Source organism: Streptomyces sp. NPDC048504 (assembly GCF_043200035.1).
Lineage (GTDB): Bacteria > Actinomycetota > Actinomycetes > Streptomycetales > Streptomycetaceae > Streptomyces.
The window spans coordinates 40,654-55,076 of record NZ_JBICXA010000020.1 but is presented as its reverse complement, the minus strand read 5'-3'; the positions used below and the strand labels follow the sequence as shown (position 1 = coordinate 55,076).

General features: G+C 69.8%; 11 protein-coding genes. 8 read left to right on the top strand and 3 right to left on the bottom strand.

Annotated features, from left to right (window positions below):
* Positions 1–19 precede the first annotated feature (19 nt).
* The gene (lon, locus tag ACGFY9_RS39290) at positions 20–2,437 is read right to left on the bottom strand and encodes an endopeptidase La (protein ID WP_393762428.1); all 2,418 of its coding nucleotides are present in this window, start codon (positions 2,435–2,437) and stop codon (positions 20–22) included.
* A 268-nt stretch (positions 2,438–2,705) separates the two neighbouring features.
* Here lon and ACGFY9_RS39285 point away from each other — a divergent pair, with 268 nt between their 5' ends.
* Together ACGFY9_RS39285 and ACGFY9_RS39280 are read left to right on the top strand one after the other, a co-directional pair.
* Positions 2,706–3,137 (top strand): DUF4259 domain-containing protein, encoded by a 432-nt coding sequence (locus ACGFY9_RS39285; protein ID WP_393762426.1) that lies wholly within the window; start codon positions 2,706–2,708, stop codon positions 3,135–3,137.
* Positions 3,138–3,252: 115 nt separating this feature from the next.
* A complete protein-coding gene (locus tag ACGFY9_RS39280; RefSeq protein WP_393762754.1) occupies positions 3,253–4,038 on the top strand; it encodes a GNAT family N-acetyltransferase in 786 nt (261 codons plus the stop codon).
* A gap of 34 nt (positions 4,039–4,072) precedes the next feature.
* Here ACGFY9_RS39280 and ACGFY9_RS39275 read toward each other — a convergent pair whose 3' ends face one another.
* The gene (locus ACGFY9_RS39275; RefSeq protein ID WP_393762424.1) at positions 4,073–4,984 is read right to left on the bottom strand and encodes a rhomboid-like protein; all 912 of its coding nucleotides are present in this window, start codon (positions 4,982–4,984) and stop codon (positions 4,073–4,075) included.
* Positions 4,985–5,178: 194 nt separating this feature from the next.
* Here ACGFY9_RS39275 and ACGFY9_RS39270 point away from each other — a divergent pair, with 194 nt between their 5' ends.
* The 5 genes from ACGFY9_RS39270 (at position 5,179) to ACGFY9_RS39250 (ending at position 12,193) form a co-directional block, all read left to right on the top strand.
* Positions 5,179–5,868 carry a spermidine synthase gene (locus ACGFY9_RS39270; protein ID WP_393762422.1) on the top strand — a complete coding sequence of 230 codons (690 nt, stop codon included), beginning with the start codon at positions 5,179–5,181 and terminating at the stop codon, positions 5,866–5,868.
* Between the two features lie 113 nt (positions 5,869–5,981).
* Positions 5,982–6,722, top strand: a complete 741-nt coding sequence (locus ACGFY9_RS39265; protein ID WP_033282112.1) for a response regulator transcription factor — start codon at positions 5,982–5,984, stop codon at positions 6,720–6,722.
* Entirely contained in the window at positions 6,719–7,825 is a 1,107-nt protein-coding gene (locus ACGFY9_RS39260) for a sensor histidine kinase (RefSeq protein WP_393762420.1), read from the top strand. Before ACGFY9_RS39265 ends, ACGFY9_RS39260 begins: the two co-directional genes overlap by 4 nt.
* A gap of 281 nt (positions 7,826–8,106) precedes the next feature.
* Positions 8,107–11,925, top strand: coding sequence for a multifunctional oxoglutarate decarboxylase/oxoglutarate dehydrogenase thiamine pyrophosphate-binding subunit/dihydrolipoyllysine-residue succinyltransferase subunit (locus ACGFY9_RS39255; protein WP_393762418.1), 3,819 nt, complete (start codon positions 8,107–8,109; stop codon positions 11,923–11,925).
* Between the two features lie 85 nt (positions 11,926–12,010).
* Entirely contained in the window at positions 12,011–12,193 is a 183-nt protein-coding gene (locus ACGFY9_RS39250) for a DUF6104 family protein (RefSeq protein ID WP_019075209.1), read from the top strand.
* Between the two features lie 27 nt (positions 12,194–12,220).
* On the opposite strand, the gene ACGFY9_RS39245 is transcribed toward ACGFY9_RS39250, so the two are convergent.
* Positions 12,221–13,066 (bottom strand): hypothetical protein, encoded by an 846-nt coding sequence (locus ACGFY9_RS39245; protein ID WP_393762416.1) that lies wholly within the window; start codon positions 13,064–13,066, stop codon positions 12,221–12,223.
* 184 nt (positions 13,067–13,250) lie between these two features.
* On the opposite strand from ACGFY9_RS39245, the gene ACGFY9_RS39240 reads away from it, so the two are divergent.
* On the top strand, positions 13,251–14,423 hold the full coding sequence (locus ACGFY9_RS39240) for a DUF4097 domain-containing protein (RefSeq protein ID WP_393762415.1): 1,173 nt from the start codon (positions 13,251–13,253) through the stop codon (positions 14,421–14,423).

Below are 14,423 nucleotides of genomic sequence, written 5' to 3'. Positions count from 1 at the left end.
ACCTACCGGTGGACGTCCGTCACGCCGCCACCGGAACCTCCGCCGTCGCGCCGTTCGTGGCCGGCGCCAGTGCCAGCTCCAGAACCTGGCGGACGTCCGTCACCGCGTGGACGTCGAGCTTGTCCAGGACCTCGGCCGGGACGTCGTCCAGGTCGGGCTCGTTGCGCTTCGGGATGATCACGGTGGTGACCCCGGCCTGGTGCGCGGCGAGCAGCTTCTGCTTCACGCCGCCGATCGGGAGGACCCGACCGGTCAGAGAGACCTCACCCGTCATCGCCACGTCCGTGCGGACCAGCCGGCCGCTGAGCAGCGACGCCAGGGCCGTCGTCATCGTGACACCCGCGCTCGGGCCGTCCTTCGGCACCGAACCCGCCGGGAAGTGGATGTGCACGCCCCGGTCCTTCAAGTCGCCCACGGGCAGCTCCAGTTCGGCGCCGTGCGAGCGGAGGAAGGACAGGGCGATCTGCGCGCTCTCCTTCATCACGTCACCGAGCTGACCGGTCAGGGTCAGACCCGCCGCGCCCGTCTCCGGGTCGGCCAGCGACGCCTCGACGTAGAGGACGTCACCACCCGCGCCGGTGACCGCGAGTCCGGTGGCGACACCGGGTACGGCCGTGCGGCGCTCGGCCGGGTCCTGGGCGGACTCGGGCACGTGGTGCGGCCGTCCGATCAGCGCGCGCAGGTCGGCGTCGGTCACCGTGAACGGCAGCTCGCGCTGGCCCAGTTCGTGCTGGGCCGCGATCTTGCGCAGCAGCCGGGCGACGGACCGCTCCAGGGTGCGGACGCCCGCCTCACGGGTGTACTCGCCGGCGAGCTTGCGCAGCGCGCTCTCGTCGATGACGACCTCGTCGTCCTTGAGCCCCGCCCGCTCCAGCTGGCTCGGGAGCAGGTGGTCACGGGCGATGACGACCTTCTCGTCCTCGGTGTACCCGTCGAGCCGCACCAGTTCCATACGGTCGAGCAGCGCCTCCGGGATGGCCTCCAGGACGTTCGCCGTCGCGAGGAACACCACATCGCTCAGGTCGAGTTCGACCTCCAGGTAGTGGTCGCGGAAGGTGTGGTTCTGCGCGGGGTCGAGCACTTCGAGCAGAGCCGCCGCCGGGTCGCCCCGGTAGTCGGACCCCACCTTGTCGATCTCGTCCAGCAGGACCACCGGGTTCATGGACCCGGCCTCCTTGATGGCCCGGACGATACGACCGGGCAGCGCACCGACGTACGTACGCCGGTGACCGCGGATCTCGGCCTCGTCCCGGACCCCGCCCAGCGCGACCCGGACGAACTTCCGGCCCATCGCGTGCGCGACGGACTCACCGAGCGAGGTCTTGCCGACACCGGGCGGGCCGACGAGGGCGAGCACGGCACCGCCGCGCCGACCGCCCACCACACCCAGGCCCCGCTCCGCGCGCCGCTTGCGCACGGCCAGGTACTCGGTGATGCGCTCCTTCACGTCGTTCAGACCGGCGTGCTCGGCGTCGAGGATCGCCTTGGCGCCCTGGATGTCGTACTCGTCCTGGGTCCTTTCGTTCCACGGCAGTTCGAGGACGGTGTCCAGCCAGGTGCGGATCCACGAGCCCTCGGGCGACTGGTCGGAGGAGCGCTCCAGCTTCTCGACCTCCTTGAGCGCGGCCTCGCGGACCTTCTCGGGAAGATCGGCGGCCTCGACCCGGGCGCGGTAGTCGTCGGACTCCTCGCCGTCGCTCGTGTCCCCGTTCAGCTCGCGCAGTTCCTTGCGTACGGCGTCGAGCTGGCGCCGCAGCAGGAACTCGCGCTGCTGCTTGTCGACACCGTCCTGCACATCCTTGGCGATGGTCTCGGCGACGTCCTGCTCGGCGAGGTGGTCGCGCAGGTGCTGGGTGGCGAGCTTCAGCCGGGCCACCGGGTCGGCGGTCTCCAGCAGCTCGATCTTCTGCTCGGTGGTCAGGAAGGGCGAGTAACCGGAATTGTCAGCGAGGGTGGACACGTCATCGATGGCCTGCACACGGTCGACGACCTGCCAGGCCCCCCGCTTGCGCAGCCATGCGGTGGCCAGCGCCTTGTACTCCTTCACCAGCTCGGAAACGGAGCCGGGCAAGGGTTCGGGCAGGTTCTCGTCGAGAGCGGTGCCCTCGACCCAGAGCGCGGCACCGGGCCCGGTGGTCCCGGCCCCGATCTTCACGCGGCTACGGCCGCGGATCAGCGCACCGGGGTCGCCGTCGGCCAGCCGGCCGACCTGCTCGATGGTGCCGAGCACACCCGTGCTCGCGTAAGTCCCGTCGATCCGTGGCACCAGCAGGACCTTGGGCTTTCCGGGCTCGGACCGCGCGGCGGCCTGTGCGGCCTCCACGGCGGCGCGTACATCGGTGTCGTTCAGGTCCAGCGGAACCACCATTCCGGGCAGCACGACCTCGTCGTCGAGCGGCAGCACGGGCAGGGTGAGCGGTGTGGACGTCGAAGCCATGATCTCCCCTTAGGCAGTCAAGTTGAGCTATGCCGACTCAATGCCTGGGCGTCTTCGATTGTTCCCCACCGGTTGTTCGCTGTGAGCGATCGGCGGTAACGCGCTGGGCTCCGTGCAGGTCAACACGGAAACGGGGCGGGGACTTCCCGGGGAACGGGGTGCACTGACGGAGTGCTCTGACGGGGTGGCCGGGGCTCGACGGTCGATGTCAGTGGCGCCTGCCACGATGCCCGGACGCCACAGACGCCATCACGGCCAGGAGAGACACATGGGCACCTGGGACGTCGGCCCCTTCGGCAACGACACCGCGGCGGACTGGTGCGGCGACCTCGACGACGCCTCCCCGGACACGCGGCAGGGTTTGGTCCGCGACACACTCGCCCGAGCGGCCGACACCACCGGCTACCTCGACGCGCGCGCCGCCGACGAAGCCGTCGCGGCAGCGGCCCTGGTCGCCGCACAATGCCCCGGCGGCGAGCCCGCCCACCCCGCCTACGGACCGGACGAGCCCGTCCCCGACCTCACCGGTCTACGCGCCCTCGCCCTCCAGGCCCTCGACCGCGTCATGACCGAGCCGTCCGAACTCCTGGAACTCTGGACCGAACCGGACGGCGGCCCCGGCCCCTGGCAGGCGGCCGTCAACCGGCTCCGCAGCACGCTCACACCGCAGCCGCCGGCAGAGCAACTCCGCCTGAGCTGATTCTGATTCCCCGCCGATAATTGGTTGCCCCGGCCCGCACGCCTCCTCGTACTGTCACGCCGTGACAGACACGGATCCCGAAACCCAGACCCTCCTCGCCGCCTACGACGACCAGATGCGGGGCACCCCGCCCATTCCGCCCGCCGGGGTGACGTACGAGAAGGACGGGCCGCTGCTGCGGATCGTCGGGCAGTTCCGCGGGTTCGTGAGCGGGCCGCGTGACCTGGGGGTGCAGGGACCGGAACTGGACGAACTGATCGTGCGGCAGCGGGACTTCTTCCCCGCGCGCGGGGAGAGCGTGGAGTGGAAGACCCGCTCCCACGACGTGCCCGCCGACCTCACCGACCGGCTGCGCGCGGCGGGGTTCGTGCCCGAGGAGCCGGAGACGGTGCTGATCGGGCTGGCCGAGGAGATGGCCGTACGGGAGCCCGTGCTGCCGGAAGGGGTCACGATCCGCCGGATCACAGCCGAGAACGACCTGCGGCGGCTCGGGGCGCTGCAGTCGGCCATCTGGGACATGGACCTGAACTGGCTGGCCGCCGACCTGCTCGGGCGGATCGCCGCCGCTCCGGACGAGATGGCCGTCTACGCCGTCGAGGCGGACGGCGAGATGGTCTCCGCGGCCTGGCTCGCCTTCCGGCCGGGGACGCAGTTCGCCAACATGCTGGGCGGCTCGACACTCCCCGAGTGGCGCGGCAAGGGCATCTACCGCGCCCTCGTCGCCGTCCGGGCCGCTCTCGCCGCCGCCCGCAAAGTGCCGTATCTGCAGGTGGACGCCACGGACGACAGCGCGCCGATCCTGCGCCGGCTGGGGTTCCGGGCGATCACCACGACCACGCCGTACGTGTGGTCCCCGGAGCAACCGCCCAGCAAGAGCGCCGACTTGGCGTCCCAGGAGTAGCGAAGAAGCTGAACGCGGCCGACTGGGCGGGGAGTCAGACCCCCGCGACCTCAACCCGAGCCGCCACAGCCAACCGTGCCGCTCGGTTCACCTGCGCCGTCCGCGCCCAGCGCCGTACCAGCGGCCAGGTCGCGACGCCTATCGTCAGCGAGATCAGGTGTCCCCAGTTCGTCATGGGGTCGGTGAACGCGATCAGGGCCTCGATCAGCGTCCAGCCGAACAGGGCGAGCAACGGCAGTCCCAGCCAGGGCCTGAGGAGGCCGGCCAGCGCTCCTATGCTCGTCGCGACACCAAAGCTGATGCCGTAGTCGAGGCGGTGCAGCGAGGTGGCGGGGAGGTGGCCCGCCAACACGGCGATTCCCACGGTCCCTTCAGTCGCCAGCGTGGCCACTATGTGCCCGCAGAGGAACACCGCCGCGGTCCGTACGCCGCCGATCCGGCGTTCCAGCGCGGTCAGTACGAGCAGGAAGAGGAACGCGTACGGCGACACCACCCCGCCCACGATCCACAGCGCGCTGGCGACCAGCACGAGGAACGGGTCGCGGAGCAGGTGGGTGACGTCGGTGCTGGACGCCTGGTGGAGTTGGGTCACGAAGGTCGGATCGGCGTACTGGGCCACCAGCGACGTTACGACGAGCAGCAACCCGTAACAGAAGGTGAACGGCGTCCCCGTGGGCGTGGGCAGCAGCCGCCAGGGGTGGAGGCGGCGGAGTGCAAGCAGGACGCGCGGTTCTCCGGGGACGGCCGGGGTGGACGCGGAGACCGACACCGCCGGGGTCGGCGTGGCGAACCTCAACTCCCCAGCCCCGTCCAGCACTTCCCGCTGTCTCGGCATCGCGTCCAGCAGCCCGGAATCCAGCGACGAGGCCGGCCCGGACTCATCGGCCAGGGGCCCGCCCGAAGGCGTGGCGGAGGCCTGGGTGTCGGCCGTCGCGATCCGTTCCACGGTGAGGCGCTCCTTCCGGTTCAACCCCACCCTTCGCCGTCCCACCTGCCGCTGTCTATGACCGACGCCACGCGAGAGCCGATTCACAGCAGCCTGAAAGCCTTCTTGTGCGTCCGCAGGTACCTTGCACCCGGTCGTGTTCGCCCTGGGTTAATTCGGCTGCACGATCCGGTGAAACTGCCAGGATGAGTTGCATGACCACCGCGTACGACACCCCTGTTGTCCTGGACCGTCGAGAGGGCCCCTACGGCGAGGTGGTGCTGCGCCGGCACGGGGAGTTGCTCCAGATCATCGCCAACGGGTGCTTCCTGATGGACACCTCGGACGGGCGGTCGGAGCGGCTGCTGGTCGACGCCGCGTACGACGCCCTGAACGGGCGCCAGGAACCTGGTCAGTTGCCCGACGTGCTGATCGGCGGGCTCGGCGTCGGCTTCTCGCTCGCGCATGCCGCCGCCGACGCCCGGTGGGGTCACATCACGGTCGTCGAACGGGAACCCGCGATCGTCGAATGGCACCGTTCAGGACCCCTGTCGGCGCTCTCCGCGGCCGCTCTCGCCGATCCGCGGACCGACATTGTGAAAACGGATCTAGTCGCATTCGTCAATGAGACTTGCGCCACTTTTGACGCGCTCTGCCTGGACATCGACAACGGCCCCGGCTGGACCGTCACCGAGGGCAACGACAGCCTGTACTCACCGGCCGGACTGGCAAGCTGCGCAAGGGTGTTGAGACCGGGCGGGGTACTCGCCGTATGGTCGGCGCAGCCCTCTCCGGAATTTGAACGAACCTTATGGAATGCCGGTTTCCATCAGGTGCGTACCGAAGAGATCCCCGTTGCCCGAGGCGTTCCCGACGTCGTGCACCTCGCTGTACGACCTGGATAGCAAAGGCGACGTCACTCCCCGTACCCTGCTTCCCTGACGCAGATCATTCAAGCGTCAAGCGCAGTCATGGGATCACCCCACTGGTTCCGGAAAGCACACTTCAGGGGCGGGCGATGGAGCAGACACACACCTCCCACAACGGTACGGCCACGGCCACGCCGGGCGCGCAGCGCCGGGTGCTGGTGGTCGAGGACGACCCGACGATCGTCGACGCCATCGCGGCCCGTCTGCGCGCCGAGGGATTTCTCGTGCAGACCGCGGGCGACGGGCCGTCGGCCGTCGACACCGCCGAGGCCTGGCAGCCCGATCTGCTGATCCTCGACATCATGCTGCCCGGCTTCGACGGGCTGGAGGTCTGCCGCCGTGTGCAGGCCGCCCGTCCGGTGCCGGTGCTGATGCTCACCGCGCGCGACGACGAGACCGACATGCTGGTCGGGCTCGGGGTCGGCGCCGACGACTACATGACCAAGCCGTTCTCGATGCGGGAGCTGGCGGCGCGCGTGCACGTCCTGCTGCGCCGGGTGGAGCGTGCCGTGGTGGCCGCGTCCACCCCGCGCTCGGGCATCCTGCGCCTCGGCGAGCTGGAGATCGACCACGCGCAGCGCCGGGTAAGGGTGCGCAGCGAGGACGTTCATCTCACGCCCACCGAGTTCGACCTGCTGGTGTGCCTGGCGAACACCCCGCGTGCCGTGCTCTCGCGTGAGCAGCTGCTCGCCGAGGTGTGGGACTGGGCGGACGCCTCCGGCACCCGCACGGTAGACAGCCACATCAAGGCGCTGCGCCGGAAGATCGGCGCCGAGCGGATCCGCACGGTGCACGGCGTGGGCTACGCACTGGAGACACCGACGCCATGAGCGACGGGCCGACGTCACGGAGGAGCCCCGGGGAGCCCTGGGGCGGCGTACGCCCGTTCTCGATCAAGACCAAGCTGGGCGCACTGGTCGTCATCGCGGTGCTCATCACCACCGGGCTGATGATGATCGCCATGCGCACGGCGACGGAGCTGCGCTTCATCACGGTCTTCTCGATGATCGCCACACTGCTGATAACGCAGTTCGTGGCCCACTCGCTCACCGCGCCGCTGGACGAGATGAACACGGTGGCCCGGTCCATCTCGCACGGCGACTACACCCGCCGGGTGCGCGAGAACCGCCGTGACGAACTGGGCGACCTGGCCGGGACGATCAACGTCATGGCCGACGAGCTGGAGGCGCAGGAGCGCCAGCGCAAGGAACTCGTCGCGAACGTCTCGCACGAGCTGCGCACCCCCATCGCGGGCCTGCGCGCCGTGCTGGAGAACGTCGTCGACGGCGTCTCGGCGGCCGATCCGGAGACCATGCGGACGGCGCTGAAGCAGACCGAGCGGCTCGGCCGGCTGGTGGAGACGCTGCTGGACCTCTCCCGCCTGGACAACGGCGTCGTACCGCTGAAGACGCGCCGCTTCGAGGTGTGGCCGTATCTCTCGGGCGTGCTCAAGGAGGCCAACATGGTCGCCTCCGCGCGCGCGGGCATCGCGTCGGGCTCCGGCAGTCACACGCGGACCGACGTCCATCTGCACCTGGACGTGTCCCCGCCGGAGCTGACCGCGCTCGCGGACCCGGAGCGCATCCACCAGGTCGTCGCCAACCTGATCGACAACGCGGTCAAGCACAGCCCCGCGCACGGCCGGGTGACGGTGAAGGCACGGCGCGGTTCGCTGCCGGAGTCGCTGGAGCTGGAGGTCCTGGACGAGGGACCCGGCATCCCGAAGTCGCAGTGGGCGCACATCTTCGAGCGGTTCAACCGGGGAGCGGTGAGCTCGCCGCACGGGCCCGGCAGCGACGGCGGTACGGGCCTCGGTCTGGCGATCGCCCGCTGGGCGGTGGATCTGCACGGCGGCCGGATCGGTGTGGCCGAATCCGACCGTGGCTGCAGGATTATCGTCACCCTCCCGGGACTGTCTTCCGTGCCAAGTTGACGTAAAGTTCGAACCGGAGCCCCAAGATCCACGACGGTCCGCGCTGACGGACACGTGTGATCAGGCACAGGCCCGCGCCGTTCGTGCGCCCGGCCCGCATCCATGCGCCCCCTCCATTGCGGAACCACGCTTGTTTCCCGCCATTTCGGCCCTCGAAACACACTTTCCGGTGTGACTTACACGACGATGGACCGGCCCGACCTGACCTTGGCCGTCATGGGGGCGTAGCCTTAATTCCCGCTGTCCATCACCTTGTGAAGCGGAAGAGGGCGGTTGCCGCCGTGTCGTCACAGTCCCCCAGTAACTCGACCATCTCGACCGAGTCCGACCAAGCCGCGGGTAAGAATCCCGCGGCGGCGTTCGGGCCCAACGAGTGGCTCGTCGACGAGATCTATCAGCAGTACCTCCAGGATCCGAACTCGGTTGACCGAGCCTGGTGGGACTTCTTCGCCGACTACAAGCCGGGCGCGGCTGCCGCCCCGACCTCGACTTCGGCGGGTACTGCGGCCGCGGGGGCCGTAGGAACCACCCCGGCCCCGGCGGCACCCGCCGCCCCGGCTCCTGCTCCGGCCGCTCCTGCCGCGCCCGCCGCTCCGGCGGTCCCCGCGCCTGCGCCCGCAGCCGCCGCTCCGGCGCCGGTGAAGGCCGTAGCCCCGGCTCAGGCGCCTGCGAAGGCGGCGGCCCCGGCCGCTCAGCCGAAGAAGGCCGAGCCCGCGGCCGAGGCCGCCGGTGGCCCGGAGTTCATCACGCTGCGCGGTCCCGCCGCCGCGGTCGCGAAGAACATGAACGCGTCGATCGAGGTCCCCACCGCCACGTCGGTGCGCGCGGTCCCGGTCAAGCTGCTCTTCGACAACCGCATCGTCATCAACAACCACCTGAAGCGCGCCCGGGGCGGGAAGATCTCCTTCACCCACCTCATCGGCTACGCGATGGTGCAGGCCATCAAGGCCATGCCGTCGATGAACTACTCCTTCCAGGAGAAGGACGGCAAGCCGACCCTGGTCAAGCCGGAGCACGTCAACTTCGGTCTCGCCATCGACCTGGTGAAGCCCAACGGCGACCGCCAGCTCGTCGTCGCCGGCATCAAGAAGGCCGAGACGCTGAACTTCTTCGAGTTCTGGCAGGCCTACGAGGACATCGTGCGCCGCGCCCGCGACGGCAAGCTGACGATGGATGACTTCACGGGCGTCACCGTGTCGTTGACCAACCCCGGCGGCCTCGGCACCGTCCACTCCGTGCCGCGTCTGATGCCCGGTCAGTCGGTCATCATGGGCGTCGGCTCGATGGACTACCCGGCGGAGTTCCAGGGCACGAGCCAGGACACCCTCAACAAGCTCGGCATCTCGAAGGTCATGACGCTCACGTCGACCTACGACCACCGGGTCATCCAGGGCGCCGCCTCCGGCGAGTTCCTGCGGATCGTCGCGAACCTCCTGCTTGGCGAGAGCGGCTTCTACGACGAGATCTTCGAGGCGCTGCGCATCCCGTACGAGCCGGTCCGCTGGCTCAAGGACATCGACGCGTCGCACGACAACGACGTGACGAAGGCCGCCCGCGTCTTCGAGCTGATCCACTCCTACCGGGTCCGCGGCCACGTCATGGCCGACACCGACCCGCTGGAGTACCGCCAGCGCAAGCACCCCGACCTGGACATCACCGAGCACGGCCTCACCCTGTGGGACCTGGAGCGGGAGTTCGCGGTCGGCGGCTTCGCCGGCAAGTCCCTGATGAAGCTGCGCGACATCCTGGGCGTGCTGCGCGACTCGTACTGCCGCACCACCGGCATCGAGTTCATGCACATCCAGGACCCGAAGCAGCGCAAGTGGATCCAGGACCGCATCGAGCGCTCGCACTCCAAGCCGGAGCGCGAGGAGCAGCTGCGCATCCTGCGCCGCCTGAACGCGGCGGAGGCCTTCGAGACCTTCCTGCAGACGAAGTACGTCGGCCAGAAGCGCTTCTCCCTTGAGGGCGGCGAGTCGGTCATCCCACTGCTCGACGCGGTCATCGACAGCGCGGCCGAGTCGCGCCTCGACGAGGTCGTCATCGGCATGGCCCACCGCGGCCGCCTGAACGTGCTCGCGAACATCGTCGGCAAGTCGTACGCCCAGATCTTCCGCGAGTTCGAGGGCAACCTCGACCCGAAGTCGATGCACGGCTCCGGCGACGTGAAGTACCACCTGGGCGCCCAGGGCACCTTCACCGGCCTGGACGGCGAGCAGATCAAGGTCACGCTCGCGGCGAACCCGTCCCACCTGGAGACGGTCGACCCGATCATCGAGGGCATCGTCCGCGCCCGCCAGGACATCATCAACAAGGGCGGCACGGACTTCACGGTCCTCCCGCTCGCCCTGCACGGTGACGCGGCCTTCGCGGGCCAGGGCGTGGTGGCCGAGACGCTCAACATGTCCCAGCTGCGCGGCTACCGCACCGGCGGCACGATCCACATCGTCATCAACAACCAGGTCGGCTTCACGGCGGCTCCCGAGTCGTCGCGTTCCTCGATGTACGCCACGGACGTGGCCCGCATGATCGAGGCCCCGATCTTCCACGTGAACGGCGACGACCCGGAGGCCGTGGTCCGCGTGGCCCGCCTGGCCTTCGAGTTCCGTCAGGCGTTCAACAAGGACGTGGTGATCGACCTCATCTGCTACCGCCGCCGCGGTCACAACGAGTCGGACAACCCGGCCTTCACCCAGCCCCTGATGTACGACCTGATCGACAAGAAGCGCTCGGTGCGCAAGCTGTACACCGAGTCGCTGATCGGTCGCGGCGACATCACCCTGGAAGAGGCCGAGCAGGCGCTCCAGGACTACCAGGGCCAGCTGGAGAAGGTCTTCACGGAGGTCCGCGAGGCGACGGCCCAGCCGGGCGCGGCGCCGATGTCGGACCCGCAGGCGGAGTTCCCCGTCTCGGTGTCCACGGCGATCTCCTCGGAGGTCGTGAAGCGGATCGCCGAGTCCCAGGTCAACATCCCGGACAACTTCCACGTCCACCCGCGCCTGCTGCCCCAGCTGCAGCGCCGGGCGACGATGGTCGAGGACGGGACGATCGACTGGGGCATGGGCGAGACGCTGGCGATCGGTTCGCTGCTGCTGGAGGGCACCCCGGTGCGCCTCTCCGGTCAGGACTCCCGCCGCGGCACGTTCGGCCAGCGTCACGCGGTCCTCATCGACCGTCAGACGGGCGAGGACTACACCCCGCTCCAGTACCTCTCCGAGGAGCAGGCGCGCTACAACGTCTACGACTCGCTCCTCTCCGAGTACGCGGTCATGGGCTTCGAGTACGGCTACTCGCTGGCCCGCCCCGACGCGCTCGTGATGTGGGAGGCGCAGTTCGGCGACTTCGTCAACGGCGCGCAGTCCGTGGTCGACGAGTACATCTCGGCGGCGGAGCAGAAGTGGGGCCAGACGTCCGGCGTCACGCTGCTGCTCCCGCACGGCTACGAGGGCCAGGGCCCGGACCACTCGTCCGCGCGCGTGGAACGCTTCCTCCAGCTCTGCGCCCAGAACAACATGACGGTGGCCATGCCCACCCTCCCGTCGAACTACTTCCACCTTCTCCGCTGGCAGGTGCACAACCCGCACCACAAGCCGCTGGTGGTCTTCACCCCGAAGTCGATGCTGCGCCTCAAGGCCGCCGCGTCGAAGACGGAGGAGTTCACGACGGGTCAGTTCCGCCCGGTCATCGGCGACGAGACGGTGACGGACCCCGCGGCCGTCCGCAAGGTCGTCTTCGTCACCGGCAAGCTGTACTACGACCTGGAGGCCGAGCGCACCAAGCGCGGCACCACGGACGTGGCGATCATCCGCGTCGAGCGCCTGTACCCGCTGCCGGGTGCGGAGCTCCAGGCGGAGGTCAACAAGTACCCGAACGTCGAGAAGTACCTGTGGGCCCAGGAGGAGCCGGCGAACCAGGGCGCGTGGCCCTTCATCGCCCTCAACCTGATCGACCACCTGGACCTGGCCGTCGGCGCGGACGTTCCTCACGGGGAGCGGCTGCGGCGGATCTCGCGTCCGCACTCGTCGTCTCCGGCTGTGGGTTCGGCCAAGCGGCACCAGGCGGAGCAGGAGCAGTTGGTGCGTGAGGTGTTCGAGGCGTAACCGCCCCGCACTGTCGTACGCGGCCGGGCCGCACCCCCACTTCGGAGGTGCGGCCCGGCCGTTTGTGCGCACTTATCCTTGACCCATGTACTTCACGGACCGTGGCATCGAAGAACTGGAGAAGCGGCGCGGCGAGGAAGAAGTCACCTTCGAGTGGCTCGCCGAACAGCTGCGGACGTTCGTCGATCTGAACCCGGACTTCGAGGTCCCGGTGGAACGCCTGGCGACCTGGCTGGCACGCCTGGACGACGAGGACGACGACGAGTAATTCCTACGGCGGTGCCGCCAGGGCGTGTCAGTCGCGCGGGCGGGCCAGGTCGTAGACGAGGCCCAGCATGCCGTGGGCCAGGAGCAGCGCCCCCGCGACGATCCAGCCTCCGCTACGGCGTCGTAGGCCCCAGGTCGTGAGCGGGAGGCCCGCTGCCATCTGGGTCAGGGCGAGAGCGCGTGCCCTGGGGGTGCCGGACCAGGGCATCCAGGGGCCGAGGCGGCTGCTGTCGACGGCGTCGAGTTCCGCGCGGACCGCCTCGCGCCAGCCCGCCCGTTCGACCTGTCGGGCATCGGGGCGGACGCGGACAATCTCCCGGAGGCGGTCGGCGGGTTCGCCCGGCGCGAGGCCGGTGGGCAATGCCACTCCCGCGCGCGTGAGGACCGCCAGGAGGCCGCGGAGACGGGCGCGGGCGTCGGCTTCGGGGTCCGGTTTCGTCAGGTGGTCCAGGGACCGCAGGTCCAGTACGGGGTCCAGGCCCAGGCGGGCGGCGAAGGGGCGCATCGCCTCGTCCTCGCCGGCCGGGGTGCCGTCGCTGAGCCATACGTAGCCGACGGGGCGGCGGAAACCCGAGGCCAGGGTGTAGCCCGCGCGGTCTGCGTCCCACCACAGGGCGAGTACGGGCCAGGGGGCGCCGACGGCGAGCGCGGTGGCCCAGCCGGTGAGGACACGGTCGACCGGTTCGTCGCCGTGCAGCCAGGGCTTGCCCTCGGGGACGAGCACGCTCCAGTCGTCGCCCGCGCGAGTCAGCAGCATGCGTTCGCGGAGCAGATGGGCCGCCTGGGCGACGGACTCGGGGTCCGCCCGGCAGAGCAGCAGGGCGCCCGGGGTGGCACCGGTCCGGTGTCTGGCCTGCGGCTTCTCCGTCGACATGGTCACACGCTAGGGCAATGCACCCATTTCCGCCGTTTGTTCGACACCTGGCGCTCGGCATCCGACCTCCGGTGATCACCGGAACGAGTGTCTTGACTTTCCCCATCCGCGATATATCGTGTTTCTCAGAAGACGCGATATGGCGCGTCGTGTCCGGTCCGGTTAGGCCGAGGAGGTCTGCATCATGTCCGAGTGGTCCGTCGCAGAGCCCAAGAAGCTCACGTTCGACGAGCCCGTGAGCGATCTCCACGTGCGCATCGTCAACGGAACGGTGAACGTCGTGGGGACGGACGAGGGTTCCGCCCGCATGGAAATCTCCGAGATCGACGGGCCACCGCTGGTGGTGACCCAGAACAACGGCACGCTGACGGTGGCGTACGAGGACCTCCCTTGGAAGGGCTTCCTCAAATGGCTCGACCGGAAGGGCTGGCGGCGCAGCGCGGTGGTCTCCCTGGCCGTGCCCGCGAGCACCCGGGTCGAGGTCGGGGTGGTCGGCGCCGCCGCCGTCGTCTCCGGGATCAGCGGACCTTCGGTGGTGCGAGGTGTCACCGGCGACACGACCCTCGTCAGCCTCTCCGGACCCGTCCGCGCCGAGACGGTCTCCGGGAACCTGGAGGCCCAGGCCGTCACCGGCGACCTCCGCTTCAACTCCGTCTCCGGCGACCTCACCGTCGTCGAGGGCTCGGGCCCCTCCGTGCGCGCCGAGTCCGTGAGCGGCTCGATGATCGTGGACCTCGACCCGGACGGCCCGACCGACGTCCGCCTCACCAACGTCTCGGGCGAGATCGCCATCCGGCTCCCGCACCCGGCGGACGCGGACGTCGAGGCCAACACGGCGAGCGGCTCGATCTCCAACGCCTTCGACGGACTGCGGGTGCACGGCCAGTGGGGCGCCCACAAGATCACCGGCCGCCTGGGCGCGGGCACCGGGAAGCTGCGCGCGACGACCGTCTCCGGTTCGATCGCCCTGCTCCGCCGCCCGGCGGCGGAGTACGAGGGCGAGGACGAGGGGCCATGGGACGGGGACACGGAGGTGACCGTCTCGGCGACGCGGGCCGACAAGACGCCTCGGCCCGACATGAAGAAGGGGCCGGACGCGTCGGACACCTCTGCGGACACACCTGCGCCGAACGCGTCGGACGACACCGCCGGGATGGCGGGAGCGGAGGGCAGGACCACGACCCCGGACGCTGCGGACGACGCCACGGGCACACCCGCGCCCGGGGTGACGGACGATGCTTCCGGCGCCCCTGTGGACGGGGCTCAGGGCGACTCGGGGGACAATTCCGTTTCCGGCCCGGGCGGTGCTTCCGGCACCGACGCGGCCGACGGCACGACCGACAAGAAGGTGCTCTGA

Bases quoted from the DNA above. Each gene is read 5' to 3' on its own strand.
- ACGFY9_RS39240 (WP_393762415.1), top strand. From the start codon at position 13,251: ATGTCCGAGTGGTCCGTCGCAGAGCCCAAGAAGCTCACGTTCGACGAG.
- ACGFY9_RS39260 (WP_393762420.1), top strand. From the start codon at position 6,719: ATGAGCGACGGGCCGACGTCACGGAGGAGCCCCGGGGAGCCCTGGGGC.
- ACGFY9_RS39270 (WP_393762422.1), top strand. From the start codon at position 5,179: ATGACCACCGCGTACGACACCCCTGTTGTCCTGGACCGTCGAGAGGGC.
- lon (WP_393762428.1), bottom strand. From the start codon at position 2,437: ATGGCTTCGACGTCCACACCGCTCACCCTGCCCGTGCTGCCGCTCGAC.
- ACGFY9_RS39285 (WP_393762426.1), top strand. From the start codon at position 2,706: ATGGGCACCTGGGACGTCGGCCCCTTCGGCAACGACACCGCGGCGGAC.
- ACGFY9_RS39250 (WP_019075209.1), top strand. From the start codon at position 12,011: ATGTACTTCACGGACCGTGGCATCGAAGAACTGGAGAAGCGGCGCGGC.
- ACGFY9_RS39265 (WP_033282112.1), top strand. From the start codon at position 5,982: ATGGAGCAGACACACACCTCCCACAACGGTACGGCCACGGCCACGCCG.
- ACGFY9_RS39245 (WP_393762416.1), bottom strand. From the start codon at position 13,066: ATGTCGACGGAGAAGCCGCAGGCCAGACACCGGACCGGTGCCACCCCG.
- ACGFY9_RS39280 (WP_393762754.1), top strand. From the start codon at position 3,253: ATGCGGGGCACCCCGCCCATTCCGCCCGCCGGGGTGACGTACGAGAAG.